At 72.1% G+C, this 19890-nt stretch carries 19 protein-coding genes; 9 read left to right on the top strand and 10 right to left on the bottom strand.

The window, feature by feature from the left end:
- Nucleotides 1-9: 9 nt before the first annotated feature.
- Complete coding sequence (locus tag LZ198_RS00830) at nt 10-570, bottom strand: hypothetical protein (protein ID WP_253969898.1); 561 nt, start codon at nt 568-570, stop codon at nt 10-12.
- Entirely contained in the window at nt 567-1130 is a 564-nt protein-coding gene (locus LZ198_RS00825; RefSeq protein WP_253969897.1) for a hypothetical protein, read from the bottom strand. The genes LZ198_RS00830 and LZ198_RS00825 overlap by 4 nt, the downstream gene beginning before the upstream one ends.
- Before the next feature lie 243 nt (nt 1131-1373).
- On the opposite strand from LZ198_RS00825, the gene LZ198_RS00820 reads away from it, so the two are divergent.
- Complete coding sequence (locus tag LZ198_RS00820; RefSeq protein ID WP_253969896.1) at nt 1374-2138, top strand: RNase H family protein; 765 nt, start codon at nt 1374-1376, stop codon at nt 2136-2138.
- Between the two features lie 47 nt (nt 2139-2185).
- Here the strand turns inward: LZ198_RS00820 and LZ198_RS00815 are convergent, their stop codons facing one another.
- Entirely contained in the window at nt 2186-2956 is a 771-nt protein-coding gene (locus LZ198_RS00815) for an SDR family NAD(P)-dependent oxidoreductase (RefSeq protein WP_253969895.1), read from the bottom strand.
- A gap of 124 nt (nt 2957-3080) precedes the next feature.
- Here LZ198_RS00815 and LZ198_RS00810 point away from each other — a divergent pair, with 124 nt between their 5' ends.
- Nucleotides 3081-3491 carry a winged helix-turn-helix transcriptional regulator gene (locus LZ198_RS00810; protein ID WP_253969894.1) on the top strand — a complete coding sequence of 137 codons (411 nt, stop codon included), beginning with the start codon at nt 3081-3083 and terminating at the stop codon, nt 3489-3491.
- Nucleotides 3492-3703: 212 nt separating this feature from the next.
- Here the strand turns inward: LZ198_RS00810 and LZ198_RS00805 are convergent, their stop codons facing one another.
- Together LZ198_RS00805 and LZ198_RS00800 are read right to left on the bottom strand one after the other, a co-directional pair.
- Nucleotides 3704-4693: a class I SAM-dependent methyltransferase gene (locus tag LZ198_RS00805; RefSeq protein ID WP_253969893.1), complete on the bottom strand. Its 990-nt coding sequence runs from the start codon at nt 4691-4693 to the stop codon at nt 3704-3706.
- Nucleotides 4694-4803: 110 nt separating this feature from the next.
- Entirely contained in the window at nt 4804-7008 is a 2205-nt protein-coding gene (locus LZ198_RS00800; RefSeq protein WP_323381847.1) for a M4 family metallopeptidase, read from the bottom strand.
- Nucleotides 7009-7296: 288 nt separating this feature from the next.
- On the opposite strand from LZ198_RS00800, the gene LZ198_RS00795 reads away from it, so the two are divergent.
- A complete protein-coding gene (locus LZ198_RS00795) occupies nt 7297-8136 on the top strand; it encodes a hypothetical protein (protein WP_253969891.1) in 840 nt (279 codons plus the stop codon).
- Nucleotides 8137-8148: 12 nt separating this feature from the next.
- On the opposite strand, the gene LZ198_RS00790 is transcribed toward LZ198_RS00795, so the two are convergent.
- On the bottom strand, nt 8149-9045 hold the full coding sequence (locus LZ198_RS00790; protein WP_253969890.1) for a DMT family transporter: 897 nt from the start codon (nt 9043-9045) through the stop codon (nt 8149-8151).
- A 145-nt stretch (nt 9046-9190) separates the two neighbouring features.
- On the opposite strand from LZ198_RS00790, the gene LZ198_RS00785 reads away from it, so the two are divergent.
- From LZ198_RS00785 to LZ198_RS00775, 3 genes are all read left to right on the top strand, one after another.
- Nucleotides 9191-10093: a LysR substrate-binding domain-containing protein gene (locus LZ198_RS00785; protein ID WP_253969889.1), complete on the top strand. Its 903-nt coding sequence runs from the start codon at nt 9191-9193 to the stop codon at nt 10091-10093.
- A 247-nt stretch (nt 10094-10340) separates the two neighbouring features.
- Entirely contained in the window at nt 10341-11585 is a 1245-nt protein-coding gene (locus LZ198_RS00780) for a carboxypeptidase regulatory-like domain-containing protein (RefSeq protein WP_253969888.1), read from the top strand.
- A 214-nt stretch (nt 11586-11799) separates the two neighbouring features.
- Entirely contained in the window at nt 11800-12414 is a 615-nt protein-coding gene (locus tag LZ198_RS00775; protein ID WP_253969887.1) for a PH domain-containing protein, read from the top strand.
- Here the strand turns inward: LZ198_RS00775 and LZ198_RS00770 are convergent.
- Entirely contained in the window at nt 12404-13360 is a 957-nt protein-coding gene (locus LZ198_RS00770; RefSeq protein ID WP_253969886.1) for a LysR family transcriptional regulator, read from the bottom strand. The two genes, LZ198_RS00775 and LZ198_RS00770, sit on opposite strands and share 11 nt — an antisense overlap.
- A 79-nt stretch (nt 13361-13439) precedes the next feature.
- On the opposite strand from LZ198_RS00770, the gene LZ198_RS00765 reads away from it, so the two are divergent.
- From LZ198_RS00765 to LZ198_RS00755, 3 genes are all read left to right on the top strand, one after another.
- Nucleotides 13440-14921: an alpha/beta fold hydrolase gene (locus tag LZ198_RS00765; protein ID WP_253969885.1), complete on the top strand. Its 1482-nt coding sequence runs from the start codon at nt 13440-13442 to the stop codon at nt 14919-14921.
- A 241-nt stretch (nt 14922-15162) separates the two neighbouring features.
- The gene (locus LZ198_RS00760; protein ID WP_253969884.1) at nt 15163-15381 is read left to right on the top strand and encodes a hypothetical protein; all 219 of its coding nucleotides are present in this window, start codon (nt 15163-15165) and stop codon (nt 15379-15381) included.
- Entirely contained in the window at nt 15378-16262 is an 885-nt protein-coding gene (locus LZ198_RS00755; protein WP_253969883.1) for a hypothetical protein, read from the top strand. Before LZ198_RS00760 ends, LZ198_RS00755 begins: the two co-directional genes overlap by 4 nt.
- A 63-nt stretch (nt 16263-16325) precedes the next feature.
- On the opposite strand, the gene LZ198_RS00750 is transcribed toward LZ198_RS00755, so the two are convergent.
- The 3 genes from LZ198_RS00750 to LZ198_RS00740 are packed head-to-tail and all read right to left on the bottom strand — an operon-like array spanning nt 16326 to nt 19866.
- On the bottom strand, nt 16326-16595 hold the full coding sequence (locus LZ198_RS00750) for a DUF2277 domain-containing protein (RefSeq protein ID WP_253969882.1): 270 nt from the start codon (nt 16593-16595) through the stop codon (nt 16326-16328).
- 51 nt (nt 16596-16646) lie between these two features.
- On the bottom strand, nt 16647-18089 hold the full coding sequence (locus tag LZ198_RS00745) for an FAD-binding oxidoreductase (protein ID WP_253969881.1): 1443 nt from the start codon (nt 18087-18089) through the stop codon (nt 16647-16649).
- Complete coding sequence (locus LZ198_RS00740; RefSeq protein ID WP_253969880.1) at nt 18073-19866, bottom strand: ATP-binding cassette domain-containing protein; 1794 nt, start codon at nt 19864-19866, stop codon at nt 18073-18075. The genes LZ198_RS00745 and LZ198_RS00740 overlap by 17 nt, the downstream gene beginning before the upstream one ends.
- Nucleotides 19867-19890 lie beyond the last annotated feature (24 nt).

The following is a 19890-nucleotide window of genomic DNA, read 5'->3' as shown; positions in this document are numbered from 1 at the left end:
CGGGGGCGCTCACCCGCGAGAGGGCGCCTGCGCCATCGGAAGCAGCCTCGTCGACGGACCGCCGTGCGCGCGTGAGTCGTCGGCGCACCGCCGTCGCCCCACCCGCCACGCGACGAGGAGCGCGGGCAACGCGAGCAGGTCCGTGACGTCGACCACGTGCGCCACGGGGACGACCGCGGGGACGCCGCGCCCTGAGGCGAGCGCCCACGCCGCCCGGGCGGGCCACTGCAGACCGCCGAGCGCCCAGCGCCAGCCGTCCCCCGCCGTCTGCGACACCTTCACGGCGCCGAAGCAGGCCGCCGTCAGCAGCACGCACGTCAGGAGCACCCTCGACGACGGCCGGAAGCCCCGCGCGCCCCGCGCCCGGACCTGCTCCCACAGCCCCTGGAGCACGAGGGGGAACATGGCCAGCCCGGCGACGTCGGACAGCTTGCCCGTCCACCACGACGCATACCGCGCCTTCAGGACATGGTCGTTGAGGATGAGCACCAGCACCGCGCCGAACACCAGCGGATGCAGCAGCGCGTCCCCGGGCACGGGCCGGGACGGCGTGACGTGAGCCCCGCTCATGGCAACCCGAGCGTGAACGTGACGTCCGGCGGCATGTCGAGTCCGTCCTCGAAGCCCAGCTCACCGAGCGCCACCCAGTCCACCTCGACGACGCCGGGCCTGGGTTCCCCCTCCCACTCCACCTCGAGCACCGCCTCCACACGACAGTCCTCCCGCAGGGAGCACTGCTCCTGCGGGAGGTCGGTGCGGAGCTCGGTCGGCGTCTCGGCGTTGGCGACCAGGGGCCCCGAGCTCCTCCACGTCGACTGGGAGCGCCCCAGGCTCATCCGCGCCCGGACCACCCCCGAAGACGTGTCCCGCGCATCGTCCGGGACCCAGCGCGCCTGGAGCAGCGCCCCCAGCCCCACCGTCACCGTCTGCTCGGGGTGCTTCGGCGCGACGACCCCCACGACGAAGACCTGGCGCGACCGCGTCGACGTGCTCGACAGGCGGAGGTGCTGGACCGAGGACGTGGCCTCCAGCGGATCCGGCCCCGGGTTGCTCGACGCCACCGACGCCACACACGCCACCAGCAGCGCGGCGCGCGCGACCCAGCGGCGCGGGAAGAAGCGGGGACTCACGACTCCGGACGGAGAGACGGTGGGGCGCGGCGGCGATGACATGGACGAAGGAGACCTCTCCCTCGGATGCTGCCGGCCCAACCCGAGATGGCAGGCAGCCAAGCAAGCGACATACCAGTTTCCGGACAGAGCGGGTGGAGCCCTCGCCGCGCGTGGAATCGTGACTTTCGTGTCAGCCCGAAAACCCGTGCGGCGCGCGTCATCCTGGCCGGAGGCGTGGAGGGGCGCGTAGGGTGCGCCTCCATGAAGAGCCAGCGCATCTTCGTCTTCGCCGACGGCGCCTGCTCGGGCAACCCGGGTCCGGGGGGCTGGGGCACCCTCATCGTCACGCCGGACGGCCAGGTGACGGAGCTGGGCGGACACGAGCCGGAGACGACCAACAACCGGATGGAGCTGACGGCGGTGGGCCGCGCGCTGCGCCACCTGGAGGCCACCCCGGGGCCGCTGCACATCCACACCGACTCCACCTACGTGATTCAAGGCATCACCCGGTGGGCGTTCGGCTGGAGCAAGCGCGGGTGGAAGACGGCGGATGGCAAGGAGGTGGCCAACACGCCGTACTGGAAGCGGCTGATGGCGCTGATGGCCCAGCGCCGGGAGGCCTTCTCCGGCGAGGCCGCGGCGGTGGAGTGGCACTACGTCCGGGGCCACGTGGGGGTCCCCGGCAACGAGCGCGTGGACGCCATCGCCGTGGGGTACTCGCGCAGCAAGGCGCCCCGACTCTACGTCGGCCCGCTGAGCGGCTACGAGGTGGACGTCTTCGACGTGCCCGAGGACACGTCGCTGCCCGAGGAGAAGCCCCGGCAGAAGGAGGCCCCGGCCAAGGCGTACTCGTACCTGAGCCAGGTGGGGCGCTCGGTGAAGCGCCACTCGACGTGGGCGGCCTGCGAGCGCCGGGTGAAGGGCGTGTCCGACGCCCGCTTCAAGAAGACGAAGAGCCCGCAGGACGAGGCGAAGGTGCTGGAGGACTGGGGCGTGCGCCTGGAGGACGTGCAGGCGGAGGACTGACGCACATCCATTGCGGCGCTTCGGCCCCGTGCTGCGGCGCACCGTCGTCAGAGCCGGTAGCCGCCGGTGACCTCGATGCGTTGCCCGGTGACCCAGCCCGTCTCCGGCGCGAGCAGCATGGCGATGACCCCCGCGACGTCCTCGGGCTGTCCCAGGCGCCCCATGGGCGTCTGTTCGGTGACGGCCTTCTGGAGCACGGGGTCCTTCATGACGCCGCCACCGAAGTCCGTGACGATGCCTCCCGGCGCGACGGTGTTCACGGCGATGCGCCGCCCGCCCAGCTCGACGGCGAGCACCCGGGTGAGCACCTCGATGGCGCCCTTGGCCGCCGCGTAGACGGACAGCCCCGGGTGGACGTAGCGGGCCAGCCCCGTCGATACGTTGACGATGCGCCCGCCGTCGGCGAGCAGGGGCAGCAGCTTCTGCGTCAGGAAGAAGGGCCCCTTGAAGTGCACGGCGACGAGCTCGTCGAACAGGGCCTCGGTCGTCTCGACGAAGGGCGCGTAGCCGCCGGTGCCCGCGTTGTTGACCAGGGACTCGAAGCGCTCACGGCCCCAGGTCTGCTTCAGGGCCTCGCGGACCTGGGCCACGAAGGCGTCGAACGTGTCGGGCCTGCCGACGTCGAGCCGCAGGGCGACGGCCTTGCGCCCCCTGGCCCGGATGGCCTGGACGACCTCGTCCGCCTCCTCGCGCCCCGAGCGGTACGTGACGATGACGTCGCTGCCCCGCTCGGCGAGCGCCAGCGCGCTGCCGCGCCCCAGACCCCGGCTCGAGCCGGTGATGAGGGCGATGGGGATGTGCTTCGTGGCTTCGGACATGGGGGTATTCCTCTCGCGTGCCGGGTGATTGCTGGCCTGAGTTGTAAATACGCCCCGCTCCGGGAACTATAGACCTTTTCCCCCTCTACGGACGTCTTCGTTCCCAAGGAACCTGGAGGTAACCATGCCCATCGTGAAGGAGCTCCCGCTGGTGCCCGCGGAGCGCGCGCTGAAGGTGATTGGAGGGCGCTGGAAGATCTTCGTCCTGTACTACCTCTTCGAGGGACCCAAGCGGCTGTCGGAGCTGCGGCGGGTGATTCCCGGCGTGAGCCAGAAGGTGCTGGTGCAGCAGTTGCGGGAGATGGAGTTGCACGGCGTCGTCCAGCGCGAGGTGTTCGCGGAGGTGCCACCCCGCGTCGTGTACTCGGCCACCGCGCTCGGACTCAGCCTGCGGCCCATCGTGGACGCGCTATGTGACTGGGGCAAACGCCACGCCGCCGCGCTGCGCGCCCTCGACGAGCCCGTGCCAGCCCAGCCCCGTCGGCCCCGCTCCGTGCGGCCCGGCGCACTCGCGACCTCCAGGTCCGTGACCTGACGGCGGAGGTCGGCCGAGCCGCGCCGGTGGGAGTCCGCTGCCCGGGGATGACGCGACCGGCTCCCGGGGAAGGAGCAGGGACCGGTCGCAAGCGAGCGGCAGCGGCCCGGCGTCCGGCCGGGTGGCCCGCGCTGTCGGCCCACTCGCGGTGGCCGTCCAGGAGGCCGCCGAGGCCGTTACCCAGCGCGATGCAACGGGCTGGCGCATCGCGGCTATTCGGCTCCGTGCGACGGCTCACCGCCGTCGGAGCCGCCGCGCACCGCGGTGAGCAGCAGGTCGTACTTGCCCCCGAGGAACGTCCGGAACCCGTGCTGGTGCAGGTAGCGCCGGTAGAAGGACAGGTCCTTCACGAGCAGGGACAGGTCCGGTTCGCGCAGGTTGCGCACGCGGGCGCCGTAGACGACCTCGCCGTCGCGGAAGCGGGAGTTGGGGAAGCCCAGGAGCAGCGTGGCCTGGGGCTCCAGGTGCTGCTGGACCAACCGCCGCAGCAGCGCATGGTCGTCCACGCCCGGGCTCTGGAGCGTGCCCACGGACACCACCAGGTGGAAGCGCCCCAACCCCTCCGGCAGCGCGTTGAGGTCCGCGGCGAGGAAGTCGTGGCGCGCGTCCGGGAAGCGGGAGCGGGCCTCCGCCAGGGCGCTGACGCTGTGGTCCACGCCGACGAAGGAGACGTCCGGCGCGTCCTCCAGCCACGCGAACGCGGCCAGCTCGTCCCCCCGGTTGACGCCCAGGTCCAGCACGCGCGCTCCCGCGGGGAGCCGGACGCGGCCCAGCGCCTCCAGCCAGGGCATCAGGAAGCCGCCGTCCTCCAGCTTGCGCACCCGCGAGAAGTCGGAGTCCGCGCCGTAGCGCTCGTGCGCGGGCGACACCTCGTCCCGCGCGCCACCGGCGTGCCAGGACGCCTCGTCACCCAGGGCTTCGAAGGTGAGCGCGACGTGCGTGGCGTCGACGCCGCGGGGCGTGAGCAGTCGGCAGCCCAGCCCCTCCGCCAGGTCACACCAGCCGCGCAGCGGGCGGTGGACGAGTCGCGACTCGGGCCCCACCCGCTCGCCCGGGTACCGCCCCCGGCCCAGGTCCGGGTCGGGGACCTCGATGCGTGCGCTCCCTCGCGGCAGCAGGCCGCGCAGGTGCTGGACGATGAGGATGAGCGGTTCGTCGTGGAAGCGGCGCGCGGGCGCCGGAACATCAGCGGGGCTGGACATCGCGGGCGAGCCTACCGCGCCACGAGCCCCGCCCCGCTCCCGGAATCGACCGGGCGGCCCGGGCGCCCCGCCGCGCGACTGGCGGCGGGACACCCGTCGCGGGCCTCGCGTCAGCGATAGGTGACGATGACCGACGCGTTGGCGAAGCCACCCTTCGAGCCGTAGAGCCACACGTAGTACTTGCCGCCGTCGACGTACTTCAGGTCGCAGCGCTCGTCGCCGGACTCCTTCATGCTGCGGCAGTCGTACTCGCTGTGGGTCGGGATCGCGAGCCGGCGCACGTAGAGGTCCACGTTGCCGCTGGCGCCCTGGACGCGCACGGTGATGTTGCGCGTGCCACCGTCGTCGCGCTCCGGGATGTTCACGATGAAGCCCGTGGAGTCGTTCTGCGCCGCGGACAGCCCGCCCACCTCGACGCCGGGCTCGAGGGGCACGAAGCCGCCCTGGTAGGAGCCCACCAGCGTGGCGCCGGCATAGTTCGCGTAGGCGTAGATGGCCACGAACCATTTGCCGGCCGCGGGCGCGGCGAACGAGCACTCCTCGTTGTTCCCCGTCTTGAAGGGACGGCAGTCATAGGTTCCCGCCGTCGGGGCGTTGTTGTAGCGGACGTAGAGGTCTGCATCGCCCGTGCCCCCGGACAGCGAGAAGCGCAGGTTCTTCGCGCCCTCGGGGACACTCAGCGCGAAGTACCGCCACCTGCCGCGCAAATCGTCGACGGCGACCGGCACACCGTTGTCGAGGGGGAGGTCCTGGTGACGGACGACGATCCCCACGCCCACCGCCTCCCAGGCGGCCTTCACGGAGGCCACCGTGGCGGCGTCGTACCCGAGCTGGGCCGCGGCCGCTTCCGTGAGCGTCTTCGCCGACTCGAAGTTGGCGTTGGGCACCAGGAGGTCCGTGTTCGCCTTGTAGAAGATGCGCGCGGCCTTCTCGATACCGATGCCCACCACCGGCGTGGGCAGGGGGAAGCGGGGGTGCACTCCGCCCTCGGAGAGCAGGTAGAAGGCCAGGTTGGAGATGCCCGAGCTGTAGTGGACGTCGACGCCCGCCGAGTAGTCCTCGTAGCGGTCGAGCGAGCTGCCATCCCGCGTGGGGTTGTTCATGTAGCGCACGGCGTCCCCCTCGATGTCCGGCGTCCAGACGTCCTCGCCGAGCATCCACGTCGAGGCGGTGACCACCTTGCCCCGACTGTGCCACTCACAGACGTTCCCGAAGATGTCGGAGATGGACTCGTTCAAGCCGCCGGACTCGCCGGAATAGATGAGGTCCGACTCGAACTGCGTCACCGCATGCGTCAGCTCGTGGGCCGTCACGTCGGTGGAGAAGGCGAAGGGCCTGGCGAGGGAACCGTCCCCATCTCCGAAGATCATCTGCGTCCCGTCCCAGAACGCGTTCACGTAGTTCGCCCGGTAGTGGACCGTGGCGAGCAACGGCGCGCCCGCCCGGTCGTAGGAATCCCGCCCGAACAGGTCGAAGTAGCACTGGTAGGTGAAGCCCAGGTTGTCATAGGCCGCGTTGACGACGGGGTCCGCCACCGGCGGGTCCCCCTCTCGCCGGACCTCCGAGCCCGGGAGCGGCGTGCTGTTGTGACCATCGTAGATGACCCGATACAGCGCGGAGTGGATGCGGCTGATGCGCTCGAACGCGTCGCCATTGCGTGCGTTGACGAGCACCGTGTCGTCCACGCGCCGGCCATCCGCCCATTCGCCCGTCAGGTGCAACGCATACGCAAGCAGGAGCTGGCCGCCGTCGCGCCGGTAGAGGAGCTGGGGCGCGCCCTCGACGGTGGAGCGCGGCGGAGAGGCCTTGTCCCCCAGCGCCGAGGCGATGGCCTGCTCGGCCGAGATGGCCGCCCCCTGGGGCGCGGGCAGGTCTCCGCGCGCATCGCCGTTGGCCGCGAAGACCTGGCCGTCCCGCGCATGCAGCCGCAGCTCCGCGCCCATCACGACGAGGTCGTTCACCTTCACCCCGAAGCGGAAGTGCGAGTCTCCGTCGGAGCCGACATAGGCCCGCTTGAGGAAGAGCTGCTCCGGTGACACGCGGAACAGCGGCGCCACCTGCGCCAGCACGGGCGCCAACGCGTCCGCCTGGCTGGCCTTCACGGCGGCCGCCTCTCGCGGCACCGAGCCCAGGGCCCCCTTCACGTACGTGGCCGCCTGGTCCGCGTCCCTCGCGACGATTTCGTAGCCACCGGCCAGGGGCGCCGACGCCTTGCCCGCGGCCGGGGCAGGAGCCTCCTTCGGGGTGTTCGCGTCGGTGCATGCCCCCATTGCCAGACACAGCACCGCGACTCCCAACGACCCACGTCCTCGCATCAAGACCATAGGCTCCTCGACGAAACGAGAGGCCGACATGCTGAAACCAAACACACCCCGGTGACAAGCCGACAGCCGCAATTTCAACGGAATTCTGACCAATCAATTAAAACTTGCCGCGCCGTACCAGAATGGGGATTCACCAGCATTCACAGACACTTCCGCCCCCCGGCGGGCTGTCTGTCGGGCTCCGGACGCAACGCGCTGCGGGCTTCGGGACCGGACCTTGACCCTCCGCGCATTTCAAAATCTCATCGACGGATGCTAAAATCCCTCTCAACCCCGTGCTTGCTCCTGACCTCGACGCTCGCCTGCGGCGGCGGTGCGGAGGGCGGTGGCGACGAATCCCTCTCGTCGCGGGAGCAGGCGGCGTTCTCCGGCGTGAACGGCGAGTACTGCCTGGTCAGCCCCTACAACTGCAAGCTCCAGGTCTCCGGCGGCAACCGCGTGCCCACCAACGACCCGGCGGACGACGACTGGGGACTGGTGACGGGTGTGCCCATCCGGAACGGCCACGGGACGGTGGTGGGCACGAACACGCGCGCGAGCGCGGCCTTCAATCATGGGCAGACGCGCACCTTCGCGGGGGAGCTCCACGCCTTCGCGGTCTCCACGTCCAACTCGAGCGCGGGCTGGTTGCCCATCTCCGCCATCCTGGGGCGCACGTCCTTCGAGCAGAAGGTGGGCCACGTGTCGGCGCTGGGCGCGGGCCTGTCGAAGCTGGGCTGCTATGCCATCCGCGACGCGCACGACCCGGTGCTGGAGCTGAAGAAGGTCGTCTACGACAGCACGGCGACCCACGAGCGCGCGGGGGACTACCTGCCGCTGGTCCGCGCGAACGGCGCGCGCTCGGCGAACCTCATCTTCAACGTCCCGGGCATGGCGCTGGGTGGCCCCGCGGTGGACCACTTCCCCGCGGGCACGAAGTTCCAGCGCCTGGACGTCCCCACCGAGCATGGCGTGCCGTCCATCGACATCCCGCTCTGGGTGCAGGACGGCGCCGGGCGCTACCGGTTGCAGTCGGGCGAGATGAAGTTCCTCTATGGCTACGTCATCGCGGCGACGGGCACCAGGCGCAACGGGTGGATGGCCTACGACGCGCTCCAGGTGAGCGCGGGCTGTCCCTGAGGGACGGCGCCCTCACGTGGCCTTGCGCTGACCGAGCGCCACGCCGCCCAGGATGAGGGCGCCCGCCAGCGCCATGGTGGGCGTGAGCGGCTCGTCGAGCAGCAGCCAGGCCCACGCCACCGCGAACAGCGGCACCAGGTAGGTGACGGTGGCGGCGCGCGCGGGCCCCAGCCGCTGGATGAGCCGGTAGAACATCACGTAGCCGATGCCGGTGCCGAACACGCCCAGCACGGACGCCGCCCCCCAGGACACGGCGGGGATGGCGTGCTCGGGCCAGGTCGCGAGCGCGAAGGGCCAGACCATCACCGCCGCCAGCGCCAGCGTCGACGCGGCGGTGGCTCCGGGAGGAATCCCGTTCAGGTACCGGCGCGCCAGGTTCGCCGCCACGCCATACATGAAGGCCGCGGACACGCCCGCCGCCACCGCCCAGCCCAGGCTGGCCCCGGCCACCTTGCCGCTGGCCAGGACCACCACCCCCGCGAAGCCGGCGAGGAGCGACACCGCCCGCCGCGCGCCGATTGTCTCCCCGAAGAACAGGAAGGCCACCAGGGCGGTGAACAGCACCGCCAGGCTGTTGGTGATGGCGCCGACACCCGCGGGGGCCCGCTGAGCGGCCCAGGCGAACAGGGAGAACGGCACCGCCGCGTTGAGCGCCCCCACCAGCGCGAGCGCGGGCAACAGCCTGCGCGTCAGGCTCCCGCGGGCCCGCGCCAGCAGCGGCAGCAGCACCAGCGCCCCCAGGGTGAGCCGCATCGCCACCAACGGCAGCGGCCCGAAGTCCTTGGCCGCGACGCGCATCAACATGAACGACGAACCCCACATCGCGCCCAGCACGCCCAGCTCCACGGGCGTGAGCCAGGCGGCGGGCAGCGACGGGACGGCGGGACGGACCAGGGAGGGAGCGCTCATCGGGAGTCTCTCGCCCCGTGGGGAGGGGCCCGCGAGGAGCGCGAGCCTTCAATCCCACGAAGGGCTGCGCGTAATCTGCGGCCCCCCCATTTTCCTCACAAGCGCATCGTATTCTGGCCAGCCACAAGTAGGATTCGTGGCTCCCATGCCCATCCCCTCCGACTGGCTGCCCGCCCTGGCCGCGTTCGAGTCCGCCGCCCGGCACCAGAACTTCGCGCGCGCCGCGGAGGAGCTGCGCCTGACGGCCAGCGCGGTCAGCCACCATGTCCGCAAGCTGGAGAGCCTGCTCGGCACGGCCCTGTTCACGCGGCACGCGCGCGGCGTGGCGCTGACGCACGAGGGCCGCCAACTGGCGGACACCGCGGGCAAGGCCCTGGCGGACGTGGGCGACGTCCTGCGCGCGCTGGGGGACGTGCAGACGGAGCGCAACCTGGTGCGCGTCACCACCCTGCACTCGCTGGCGTACACCTGGCTGCTGCCCAGGCTCCCCTCCTTCACCGCGGCCCACCCCCACGTGCGGCTGCGCATCGACAGCGAGCAGGCCCTGACCCGCTTCGACGAGAGCGGTCCGGACCTGGGCATCCGCCTCGGACAGGGCCCCTGGCCAGGGCTGACGGCCCACCACCTCATGGACGAGACCCTGTTCCCCGTCGCCTCTCCCCGGATGGTGGGGCTCGACGCGGTGCGGGCGCCGGCCGACATCGCGCGGCTGCCGCTGGTCGAGGACCTGGCCCGCCAGGGCTGGCAGGACTGGTTCCGCGCCGCGGGGCTGCATGGCCTCCACCTCGACGTGCGCCACACGTTCAGCGACACCACCAGCGCCCTCATGGCCGCCGTGCTGGGGCTGGGCGTGGCGCTGGCGAGGGAGCAGCTCACCGCGCCCTACTTCGCCCAGGGCAGCCTCGTCCGCCTCCCCGGCCCCGCGCTGCCGGGCCGCACCGGCTACTACGTGGTGTATCCCGCCCACCGCCGACCCCGCCCCGCCGCGCGGGCGTTCATCGACTGGCTGCTGGACCAACCCAGACACCCCGCCCCTCCGCCCCCGTGACGGCGCCCACGGAAAAGACAGACACGAGGCGAGCGGGGTCCACGCCGACCTCGAATCCATGCTGACGCACGGGGCCGAGAGGTCACCGCCCACTCGGGTCGTCCCCGACGAATCGGCCCTGGACGCAATTTGTCGTCAGCGACGAAACCCTCCGTCCCACTGATATCCGCCCCAAAGCACAACATACAATGAGTGATTGCGACTCCACTCGGAGTCGTTCTCGCTATGACAACCTGGGGGTCCCGTGATGTCGTCTCGATTCGTGAGCAGACAGTGGCTGTCGTGGTACGGCGCGCTGGTGGGCGCCATGGTGGTGGGCGCGGCCTGTGGAGTCGCGGACGTGGAGCCGGAGGCCTCCGAAGCGCCTCAATCCCAGACACTCGCCACCTGTACCCGTGTCACGGGGGCCATCACCATCTGTGGCGTGGTCCGGACGCCGACCGGCGGGGTCCTGGCCGGCGCCCAGGTCGACTTCAACGGCGTGCGGACGACGACCGCCGCGGACGGCTCCTTCAGCGTGAGCTCGAGCACCACGATGGGCGCTCCGCTGACCATCCTCGCGCCGGGCTACATGCCGCACGTGGGCGCCGTCACGCGGGACGTGCTGGGCGCGGCGTTCGTGCTCCAAACGCTGTACCAGCAGACCTTCACGGGCGGCACCGCGGCGGTCACCGACCCGCGCAGCGGCGCGGGCATCACGGTCAACCTCGAGGCGCTGACCAGCGCCACGGGCCAGGTGGTGCGGCCCTTCACGGTGGGCGTCCGCCACATCGACACCGGCCTGCTCGCGATGCCCGGGGCCGACGGGGCCTTCAACACCTCCGGCCGCCCGGTGTTCCTGGAGACGCGGGGCGCCATCTACACGGAGGTCCGCGACGCCCGAGGCGCGCTCCTGAGCCTGCGCCCCGGCGCCACCGCCCAGGTGTTCATCCCCATCACCAAGGACATGGCCGGCGCCGCCCCCAGCGGCATCGCGCTGTGGTCCATGCCGGTGGGCACCAACCAGTGGCTCCAGCAGCCGACCACGGCCACCAAGACGACCACCCCCGGGGGATGCCAGCAATCCGACCGGGGCAGTTGCAGCGCGGACGATTGCGCGCGCCTCTCCGGTCAGCGCTACACGGGCCCCACCAACGAGATCGGCTTCGTCAACGCGGACATCGAGAAGGTCAACCCCGCGTGCCTGCGCATCGAGGTGGACACGGCCTCGCTCCCGTCCGGCACGACGCTGCCCATCTGCCTGGACCTGGAGATCGCCATCCCGACCGGCGGCACGCAGACGCGAACCATCTGCGTGGATGGCGGGACGGACATCGTCTACAACCTGCCCCCCAACGCCAACATCACCGTCAGCCGGTCCTCCGCCTACGGCTGCCCGCCTCCCCCCGGCACCAGCGTCAGCGTCAACACCGGCGCGCCCTGGGGCGGCACGAACGCCCCCTCCAGCCCCAGTCAATGCAACGGCGTGCTGAAGATCCCACCCCTGCCCTGACCCTCCGCGCCTCGACGCCCCCCCTGACGTGACGGGAGGTCCGGTGATGCGCTCGCCGAATCTCCGGTCTCCCAGGCGCGGACGCAGCGCGTCACCCGGGCCTCGTCCTCCCGGGCCTTTCGGTGCCCGCGCGGGCCGCTTAGGGCCCCGGACCTGACTCGCGGGTGGGCCGGCACACGGGCCCGCCCGCCCCATCGGAACCGGGAGACACCACATGTTCGGGAAGCTCGCCGCCGACGCGCTCGGCCTCAGTGACATCGGCACGGTCATCGCCCCCGCCGACTACGACAAGGTCGACGCCGACGACTACGTGATGCACGAGGACCAGGAGAAGATCTACTTCCTCATCAAGTCCAAGTCGGACGAGTACTGCTTCACGAACAAGGCGCTCATCCACCTGGACGGCACCAGCGCCGCCAGCAAGAAGCGCATGCTGCGCCGCTTTCCGTACTGCACGAACCCCGTCTCCAACGTCCTGCTGGAGACGGCCGGCACCATCGACATGGACGTGGAGGTCAAGTTCCGGCTGGGCGCGCGGGACTTCTCCATCGACGTCCACAAGAAGCAGTTGGAGCAGGTGAAGGACCTCTACAAGGCGCTGTTCCGCATCGCGGAGATGATGCACGAGAACGAACTCTCCCTCGCGCACGCCAAGACGAGCCTGGAGGTCGCCTCCACCACGCTCGGCCGTGGACAGGCCGGCGCCGCCCCCATCGTCGAGTCGTTCAAGGACCTCAACCAGGCCGCCTTCGCGTGGCTCGCCGGCGCCCAGCAGAAGTACTGGGTGAAGGACTTCGGCGCCGTCTTCGAGCGCTACATCAAGGCGTGAGCGCGCGCGGGCCGGGCGGCTGGACGGAGGAGAGTCGCCCGCGCTCCGTGCCCGTCGAGAGGGGCACCCCCGTCAGGCCGGAGACGATGTCCAGGCACGCCTGGAGCGTGGGCCCCGGGGGCGTCGGTCCCCGGCCCATGACCAGCTCCACGTGGCGGGACGCGTTGACGAAGGAGCGGTAGACGGCGCCCTCGCGCGAGAAGGTACACACCGACTCCGGCAGGATGGCGCAGCCCATCCCCGCCGCCACCAGGCTGACGATGGTGTACCAGTCCCCCGCCTCCGTGGCGAACGTGGGCGTGAAGCCCGCCTCCAGGCACATGCCGGTGATGGCGTCGTGCAGCGACGGCGCGGAGTCCCGGGGGAAGCCCACGAACTCCATCTGCGCCAGCTCCGACAACGGCACCCGCGTGCGCCGCGCGAGCCGGTGGTCCGAGGGCAGCACCAGGACGAGCGGCTCGCGGCTCAGCGTCTCCAGCAGGACGCCCGGCGCCGTGACGGGTCCCCGAACGAAGGCCACGTCCAACCCGCCCAGGCGCACCTCGTCCAGCAGCGTGGCGCTGTCCGCCTCGCGCAGCACCAGGTGGACCCGAGGGTGCTCGGCGCGCAACCGGCGCAACACCTGGGGCACGAGCGCGAACGACGCCGGGCTCAGGAAGCCGATGCGCAGGGGCTCCACCTGCCCCGCCGCGGCGCGCCGCGTGGCCTCCGCCGCGTGCTCCAGGTGCACCAGCGCGCGCCGGCCCGACTCCAACAACGTCCGGCCCGCCGGCGTCAGCTCCACCCGGCGGCGGTCGCGGCGCAGCAACTGACAGCCCAGCTCCTCCTCCAGGCGGCGGATGTGCTGGCTGAGCGCGGGCTGCGCGAGCCGCAGCCGCTCGGCCGCCTTGCGAAAGTGCAGCGTCTCCGCGACGGCGATGAAACAGGACAGGCGGCGGGCATCCATCGGCGTTGATTCCACTTCGTTATCACAGCGGTCTTTTTCGGTATTGGACGCGACTCGGAGCCTCGTGTCTAACGACTCCATGACCCCGTCCCTCGTCACGCTCGCCACCTGGACGCTCCTCGCGCTCGCGCCGCCCGCCCCCACCGCGGCGCTGCCCCGCTTCGAGCCCTCCGAGTGCCCCTTCCCCGTGGAGCCCCCGGAGCGCATCGAGTGCGGAATGCTGGTCGTTCCGGAGAACCGCTCCAAGCCAGACAGCCGTGAGATTCGTCTGCCCGTGAGGCGCCTGCGCAGCCGCTCCCAGACGCCCGCGCCGGACCCCGTGCTCTTCATGCCGGGCGGCCCCGGGGTGAGCGCGGTCGACGGCGTGCGCACGGGCCGCGGCAACCCGGTGCTGGACGAGCGGGACTTCATCGTCATCGAGCCGCGCGGGGGGCGACACGCCCAGCCGGCGCTGGAGTGCCCCGAAATCAACGCCCACAAGGCGGACGTGGCCGCCGGACGCATCCGCGGGGACAAGGCCCTCCAGGCGATGACGCGCGCCGCCGAGCGCTGCCGCCAGACGCTCACCGCCGCGGGCGTCGACCTGGACGGCTACACCACGGAGGCCACGGCGGACGACATCGACGACCTGCGCCGGGTGCTGGGCATCTCCCAGTTGAACCTCTCCGGCCTCTCCTACAGCACGCGGCTGATGCTGACCCTGGTGCGCCGGCATCCGGAGGGGGTGCGCAGCGTCGTGCTCGATTCGGTGATGCCGCCGGAGGTGGGCTACGACGAGGTCGCCAGCCACAACGTGTGGCGCGCGCTCAACGCCGTCTTCGACGGGTGCGCCATCGACGCCGAGTGCGGCAAGGCCTACCCCGACCTGCCCGGGCGCTTCGCCCGGCTCGTCGCCGCCGCGGACCGCAAGCCGTTGCCGTTGGGGCTGAAGGACGCCACCTCCGGGGGCGCCCCGGTGGAGGTGCGCGGCGCGCAGGTGGTGGACGCCCTCTACGGCGCGCTCCACGACCCGCGACGGATTCCGCACCTGCCCCGCGTCATCGCCAAGGCCGCCGCGGGCGACTACTCGGAGCTGCGCCCGCTGGTGGAGGCCAACCTGGGGCCCTCCCCCTTCACCTGGGGCCTGCGCCTGTCGGTGTGGTGCTCGGAGGAGACGCCCTTCGAGGACCCGGCGCGCATCGCCGCCCAGCGCTCGCCGGCCCGGGGCCTGGGAGGCCTCGACGGGGGCACCGCCGCCCTGGAGACCTGCCGCGCCTGGAACGTCGCGCCCGCCCCCGCCGCCATGAACGCGCCCGTGAAGAGCGACGTGCCCGCCCTCGTCTTCGCCGGCGAGTTCGACCCGGACACCCCGCCGGACTGGGGGCGCCAGGTGCTGGAGACGCTGCCCAACGCCTCCTACGTGGAGATGCGCGGCAAGAGCCACGGCGCCAGCTTCAACCGCTGCGGCGGTGGGATGGTCCTCGCCTTCCTGCGCAATCCCTCCACCCCGCCCCCCGCGGACTGCTCCCTCCGGGAGCGCGGCGCAGACTTCGGCCTCGCCGCCAGCCCCCCGGCCCCCTGAGCCGCCCGCCCGCCTGCCCGGGGGCGGAGCACCGCGCGTCCCCGCCCCTCGCACCAGTCGTCTGTCCATAGACATGCCAGCTCGGCAATACCGGCACAACCAGCCCCCAATCTTCGGGGCGGTCGTCGCCGGTACTCGTATGTCTTGGGGATTCGCTCTAGCGTAAGGGGCTCCACCTGGAGCGTTCACGATTCTGACCTCGTCCTCCCAGACCGCCCCCCCTGGCTGGCACGACATCCTCGTGCGCCACCTCGAACCGTTGCTCGGCGGCTTCACCGCCAAGATGGCCATCCACACGGCGGCGCTGCGCGCCCTCAAGCGCCCGCCCGAGCAAGTCACCGCGCAAGACCTCCCCCAGTTGCTCGAAGGCCTCAAACCGATGCTCAACACGTTCATTGGCGCGCTGCACGCCAAGGTCATCCTCGCGGAGATCGCCACCTCGCTGGAGAAGGTGCGATGAGCGCGGAGAGCACGGGTCGTTCCGCGTCCGTCGCGCCGTGGTTCGGCGCCGTCGTGGCGCTCCAGCTGGCCCACCTGGTCGCGGTCGCCACCAGCGCGCCGGAGCGGCTGCCCCTGGTCCATGACGTCGCGGGCTGGGGCAGCGGCCTGCTGGCCGTCCTCGGCACCTTCGCCGCGGCGAGCGCCTTCGGCTCCGGGGACTACCTGCGCAAGGTCTGGGGCGGGCTCGCGGCGGGCGCGGCCCTCTCCCTGGTGAGCGCGGCGCTGCGCAGCTACTGGCTGCACACGGTGCCGGACGTCCCCTTCACGTCGTCGCCCCTGCTGCCCTACCGCATGGTCGCCGTGGTGCTGGCCAACGTCTGCACCACCTATGCGCTCATCCTGCTGGCGCTGACCTACAAGCAGTCCGGCCTCCAGCCGGAGTCCACGCCGCGCACCACGGCGCTGTGGGCCGTGACGGCGGTGGCGGCGCTCGCGGTGGGCGTGCCCTCGCTCGTCACCGAGGTGCGCAACCTCGCGTCCGGCGCCGCGTCGCTGCCCTCGACGGTCATCGGCTTCGTCTCCACGCTCGCGGACATGACGACCATCTTCCTGGTCGCCCCCATCCTCCGCGTCGCGTACATGCTGCGCGGGGGCCGGCTGGCGTGGGTGTGGTGGGCCATGGGCCTGTCCGGCGCCACGTGGCTGCTCTACGACGCGCGCGTGTGGCTGGCGCCGCTGCTGCCCGGGGACTCCGCCCAGGCCGCGGAGCTGATGCGCTCGCTGCGCACCTCCGGCCTGGTCCTCCTGGGCCTCGCCGGCTGGCTGCAGCGCACCGCGCTGACGCCGCAGAAGTCCGTCGCCCCCGAGGCGTCGCTGCACGCCTCCGCGGGCGCGCCCTGAAGCCCCCCGGGGGCACGCCCCGCGCGTGCCCCCGCGGCTCCCGACGACGGGGAGGCGGCGTCCTCAGCGGGCGTCGGCCTTTCGATACTTCAGGCGCTTGAGCTCCTCGAACCGCGCCCGGTCCCTGGGCGGCGTCGAGGCCACCAGCCCATCCAGCATCCGTTTCGAGCTCAGGAAGATCTCCTCCACGGCGACCTCGAACGCGTCGGTGTTCTGCTTCGACGGCTTGCGCGTCCCGGCGATCTTCCGGACGAACTGCAGGGCGGCGGCGCGGATGTCGTCATCCGTGGCGGGCGGCGAGAAGTTGAACAGCGGCTTGATGTTCCGGCACATGCGTGGAGCGTAGGACACCGGACGGGGTGCGCGCGCCCTCCCCGGCCCCGGTCAGCCGGGACGGATGGACTGCGCGTGCTGGAAGACGCCCGTGGGGTCGTACTTGCGCTTCACCGCCTGGAGCCGCGCGTAGCGGTCGCCGTAGTAGGCCCCGGCCCAATCCCCCAGCCCCGTGTCGGCATACCCCTGGTAGACGCGGCCGTTGGCGAGCGGCTGCACGGCCGCCCGAGACGCCTCCACCCATTGCCGGACGTGGGCGCGCAGCGCGTCCGTCGAGCGCGTCCCCACCATGCCCGTGTGGCGAATCAACAGCCGCGCGCCCCGGTGCTGGAAGCAGGCGCTGCCGTCGTCGTGCGCGTAGGCGCCGCCCCAGGGGATGAACTCCACCTCGCGGGCCTCCGCGTAGCGGCGGTCCTCCCCCAGCCGCTCGACACAGTCGCGGAGGGCCTCGCGCGTCAAGCGCTTCTCGAAGAAGTCCGAGCGGGTGAACTGGAAGCCCGTGTCCGCGTACGGGAAGCTGGGCAGCCACGCGGGCTCCGCGACGTGGTTGAGCATCCCCACCAGGTACTCCGCCGCCAAGAGCGGTGGCAGCCGCCAGGTCCGCACGCCCGGGGCGAGCGCCCCCAGGTGTCGCTCCAGCAGCGCCAGCGACGCCTTCGCGCGCGCCTCCTCCCCCAGCAGGACACCGAAGAGCTTCACGAACGGCGGCGTCTCGTCGTCGTCCGCCATCCCCAGCCCCACCTCCAGGTTGATGTCGGGGTCCGCCTCCGGCGCGAACTCCTGCCACAGCTCCAGCAGCGCGGCCGCCTCGCGCAACGGCCACTCGCCGTGGCAGATGGTGATCGACGCCAGCGGGACGGTCCGCAAGGTCAGCTCCGTGACGACGCCGAAGTTGCCGGCCCCCGCGCCCCGCAGCGCCCAGAAGAGGTCCGCGGCCTCCTCGCGGCTCGCGTGGACCACCGCGCCATCCGCGCCCACCATCTCCAGCCGCTCCACCTGGTCCGCGACGAGCCCGTGCTTGCGCCCCAGGTAGCCGAAGCCCCCCACCAGGCTGATGCCGCCGATCGCGACGAGCGGACACCCTCCGGTGGGGATGGCGCGCCCCACCGCGGAGAGCGCCTTGCTGACCCGGGAGGCGTGGGCCCCCGGCCCCACGAAGACGCGCTCGCCCCGGGGCGCCACGTGGCGCAGGTCGGACAGGTCCACCACCGCGGAGTCGCTCGACGACAGGTCCGCGAAGCAGTGTCCGCCGCTGCGCACGGCGAACGGCAGCCCCCGCTCGACGAGGAACGCGAGCGCGCGCCGCACGTCCGCGGTGCTCCGGCAACGGAGGAGGGCGTGAGGGATGGGCAGGGGCCGTCCGGCGGCGAACTGCTTCTTGGCGAGCACCATGCGCGCGTCGCCGGAGACGATGACCTCCCCCTCCAGGGCGCGCTTCAGCGGGGCCCAGTCGACGTCCCGGGCGGACACCCCGGCCTCACTGCGCTTCGTCATCGAGTCCATGGAGTCGGGTCTGCAGACGATAGAGGCCCGCGTAGCGTCCATTCATCCGCATCAGCTCCTCGTGGGTGCCCTGCTCGACCAGGGCCCCGCGCTCCAGGAACAGGATGCGGTCGGCGTTGCGGACGCTCGCCAGCCGGTGGGTGATGAGAATCACGGTGCGGTTGCGCGCCAGCAGCCGCAGCGACTCGTACACGGCATGTTCCGCCTTCGCGTCCAACGGCGCCGTGGGCTCGTCGAGGATGACGACGGGCGCGTCGCGATACAGCCCCCGCGCCACGGCCAGCCGCTGCCACTGTCCACCCGACAGGTCCTGGCCGCCCTGGAACTCCCGCGACAGCAGGGTCTCCCAGCCCCTGGGCAGCGTCTGGACGACCTCGTCCGCGCGGGACAGCTCCGCGGCCGACAGCAACGCGCGCGAGTCCGGGTCCTCCCGCTGGTGGCGCCCCAGCCGCACGTTCTCCCGCGCCGTCCGGGGCCAGCGGATGGGGTCCTGGAGCACCATCACCACGCGGTCCGACACCGACTCCGGCACCATCCGCGTCACGTCCACGCCGTCCCAGTGGATGCGCCCCGCGCTGGGGCGGTAGAGCCCGCCGATGAGCCTCGCCAGCGTGCTCTTGCCGGAGCCGTTCTCGCCCACCAGCGCGATGCTCTGCCCCGCCTCGATGGAGAACGAGATGTCGCGCAGCGCCTGACGTCCGTCCGCGCCGGGGTAGGAGAAGCTCACGTCCTCGAGCGCGATGCGGCCGGGCACCGCCGGCGCGTCGACCAGCCCCTCGGCGAGCGGGCGCGGCGAGGCGAGGTCGATGAACTCCTGGTAGTCGCTGATGTAGAGGCCCTTCTCCACGAGCTGGTGGACCAGTTGCATCAGCCGGGCGATCGCCGCCGCCGCGCCGCGGATGGCGATGACGGCGGTCCCCGCCACCGCGAGCCCCAGGCCCCCTGCGTGCAGCATCCACCCCAGCGCCGCGAAGACGGCGACGAGCCCCACGCCCGACAACACCCGCCCCACCACCGTCACCCGCGCGCTGGCCATCCCCACCCGCACCAGGTGCTCCTGGAGCGCCAGGGAGACGCGGCGGTACTCGGACAACACGTAGTCCTGCGCCTGGTTGGCGCGAAGCTCCGGCGCGGGCTCCCGGTAGGTGGCCAGCGCCTCCAGCATCTGGACCTGCCGGGCCAGGGTGATGCTCGTCGGCATGCCGGCATACTGATACCGGGCGGATTGGAAGGCGGCCCACGCCTCCGGCAGCAGCGCCACGACCAACAGCGCCACGAGCAGCGGGTGCAGCCACAGCAGCGCCAGCGTCGCGCCGCCCACCGCGAACACCGCGCCGAGCGCCTCCGCGAGCAGCGCCGTGACGCCATCCAGGTGCATGATGCCCCGGTCCCTCGCCCGCATGAGCCGGTCGTAGAAGGCCGGGTCGTCGAACGCGACCAGGTCCACCTGGAGGCCGACCCGGAACAGCGCCTCCTCCGCCACCTGGTGGACGCGCGGCGTCAGGTACGCGGTCAGCGCCGTCGTCGCCGCCTCCATCCCCAGCCGCGCGACCTGCACCCCCAGGAGCAGGAGCAGCGGCGTCAGCGCCGCGCGGGGCCGCTCGGCGAGCGGCGCGTCACCGAGCAGGATGCCCAGGACCTCCGTCGTCAGCAGCAGCCCGGCCGCCGTCGCCACGCCCGCCAGGAGCGGCGAGACGAGGACGCCGAGCGCGGCCCGGGGCGCCGCCCGGCGCAGGACGGCGACCGCCGGGCGGAGGGCGCCCACCACGCGCCGGACCAACGCCCCCAGGCC

It is taken from the genome of Myxococcus dinghuensis (assembly GCF_024198235.1).
Taxonomy (GTDB): Bacteria; Myxococcota; Myxococcia; order Myxococcales; family Myxococcaceae; genus Myxococcus; species Myxococcus dinghuensis.
This window is presented reverse-complemented; position numbering and strand designations above follow the sequence as displayed.

Bases quoted from the DNA above. Each gene is read 5' to 3' on its own strand.
- LZ198_RS00830 (WP_253969898.1), bottom strand. From the start codon at position 570: ATGAGCGGGGCTCACGTCACGCCGTCCCGGCCCGTGCCCGGGGACGCG.
- LZ198_RS00820 (WP_253969896.1), top strand. From the start codon at position 1,374: ATGAAGAGCCAGCGCATCTTCGTCTTCGCCGACGGCGCCTGCTCGGGC.
- LZ198_RS00815 (WP_253969895.1), bottom strand. From the start codon at position 2,956: ATGTCCGAAGCCACGAAGCACATCCCCATCGCCCTCATCACCGGCTCG.
- LZ198_RS00810 (WP_253969894.1), top strand. From the start codon at position 3,081: ATGCCCATCGTGAAGGAGCTCCCGCTGGTGCCCGCGGAGCGCGCGCTG.
- LZ198_RS00805 (WP_253969893.1), bottom strand. From the start codon at position 4,693: ATGTCCAGCCCCGCTGATGTTCCGGCGCCCGCGCGCCGCTTCCACGAC.
- LZ198_RS00800 (WP_323381847.1), bottom strand. From the start codon at position 7,008: ATGCGAGGACGTGGGTCGTTGGGAGTCGCGGTGCTGTGTCTGGCAATG.
- LZ198_RS00790 (WP_253969890.1), bottom strand. From the start codon at position 9,045: ATGAGCGCTCCCTCCCTGGTCCGTCCCGCCGTCCCGTCGCTGCCCGCC.
- LZ198_RS00785 (WP_253969889.1), top strand. From the start codon at position 9,191: ATGCCCATCCCCTCCGACTGGCTGCCCGCCCTGGCCGCGTTCGAGTCC.
- LZ198_RS00780 (WP_253969888.1), top strand. From the start codon at position 10,341: ATGTCGTCTCGATTCGTGAGCAGACAGTGGCTGTCGTGGTACGGCGCG.
- LZ198_RS00775 (WP_253969887.1), top strand. From the start codon at position 11,800: ATGTTCGGGAAGCTCGCCGCCGACGCGCTCGGCCTCAGTGACATCGGC.
- LZ198_RS00770 (WP_253969886.1), bottom strand. From the start codon at position 13,360: ATGGATGCCCGCCGCCTGTCCTGTTTCATCGCCGTCGCGGAGACGCTG.
- LZ198_RS00765 (WP_253969885.1), top strand. From the start codon at position 13,440: ATGACCCCGTCCCTCGTCACGCTCGCCACCTGGACGCTCCTCGCGCTC.
- LZ198_RS00755 (WP_253969883.1), top strand. From the start codon at position 15,378: ATGAGCGCGGAGAGCACGGGTCGTTCCGCGTCCGTCGCGCCGTGGTTC.
- LZ198_RS00750 (WP_253969882.1), bottom strand. From the start codon at position 16,595: ATGTGCCGGAACATCAAGCCGCTGTTCAACTTCTCGCCGCCCGCCACG.
- LZ198_RS00745 (WP_253969881.1), bottom strand. From the start codon at position 18,089: ATGACGAAGCGCAGTGAGGCCGGGGTGTCCGCCCGGGACGTCGACTGG.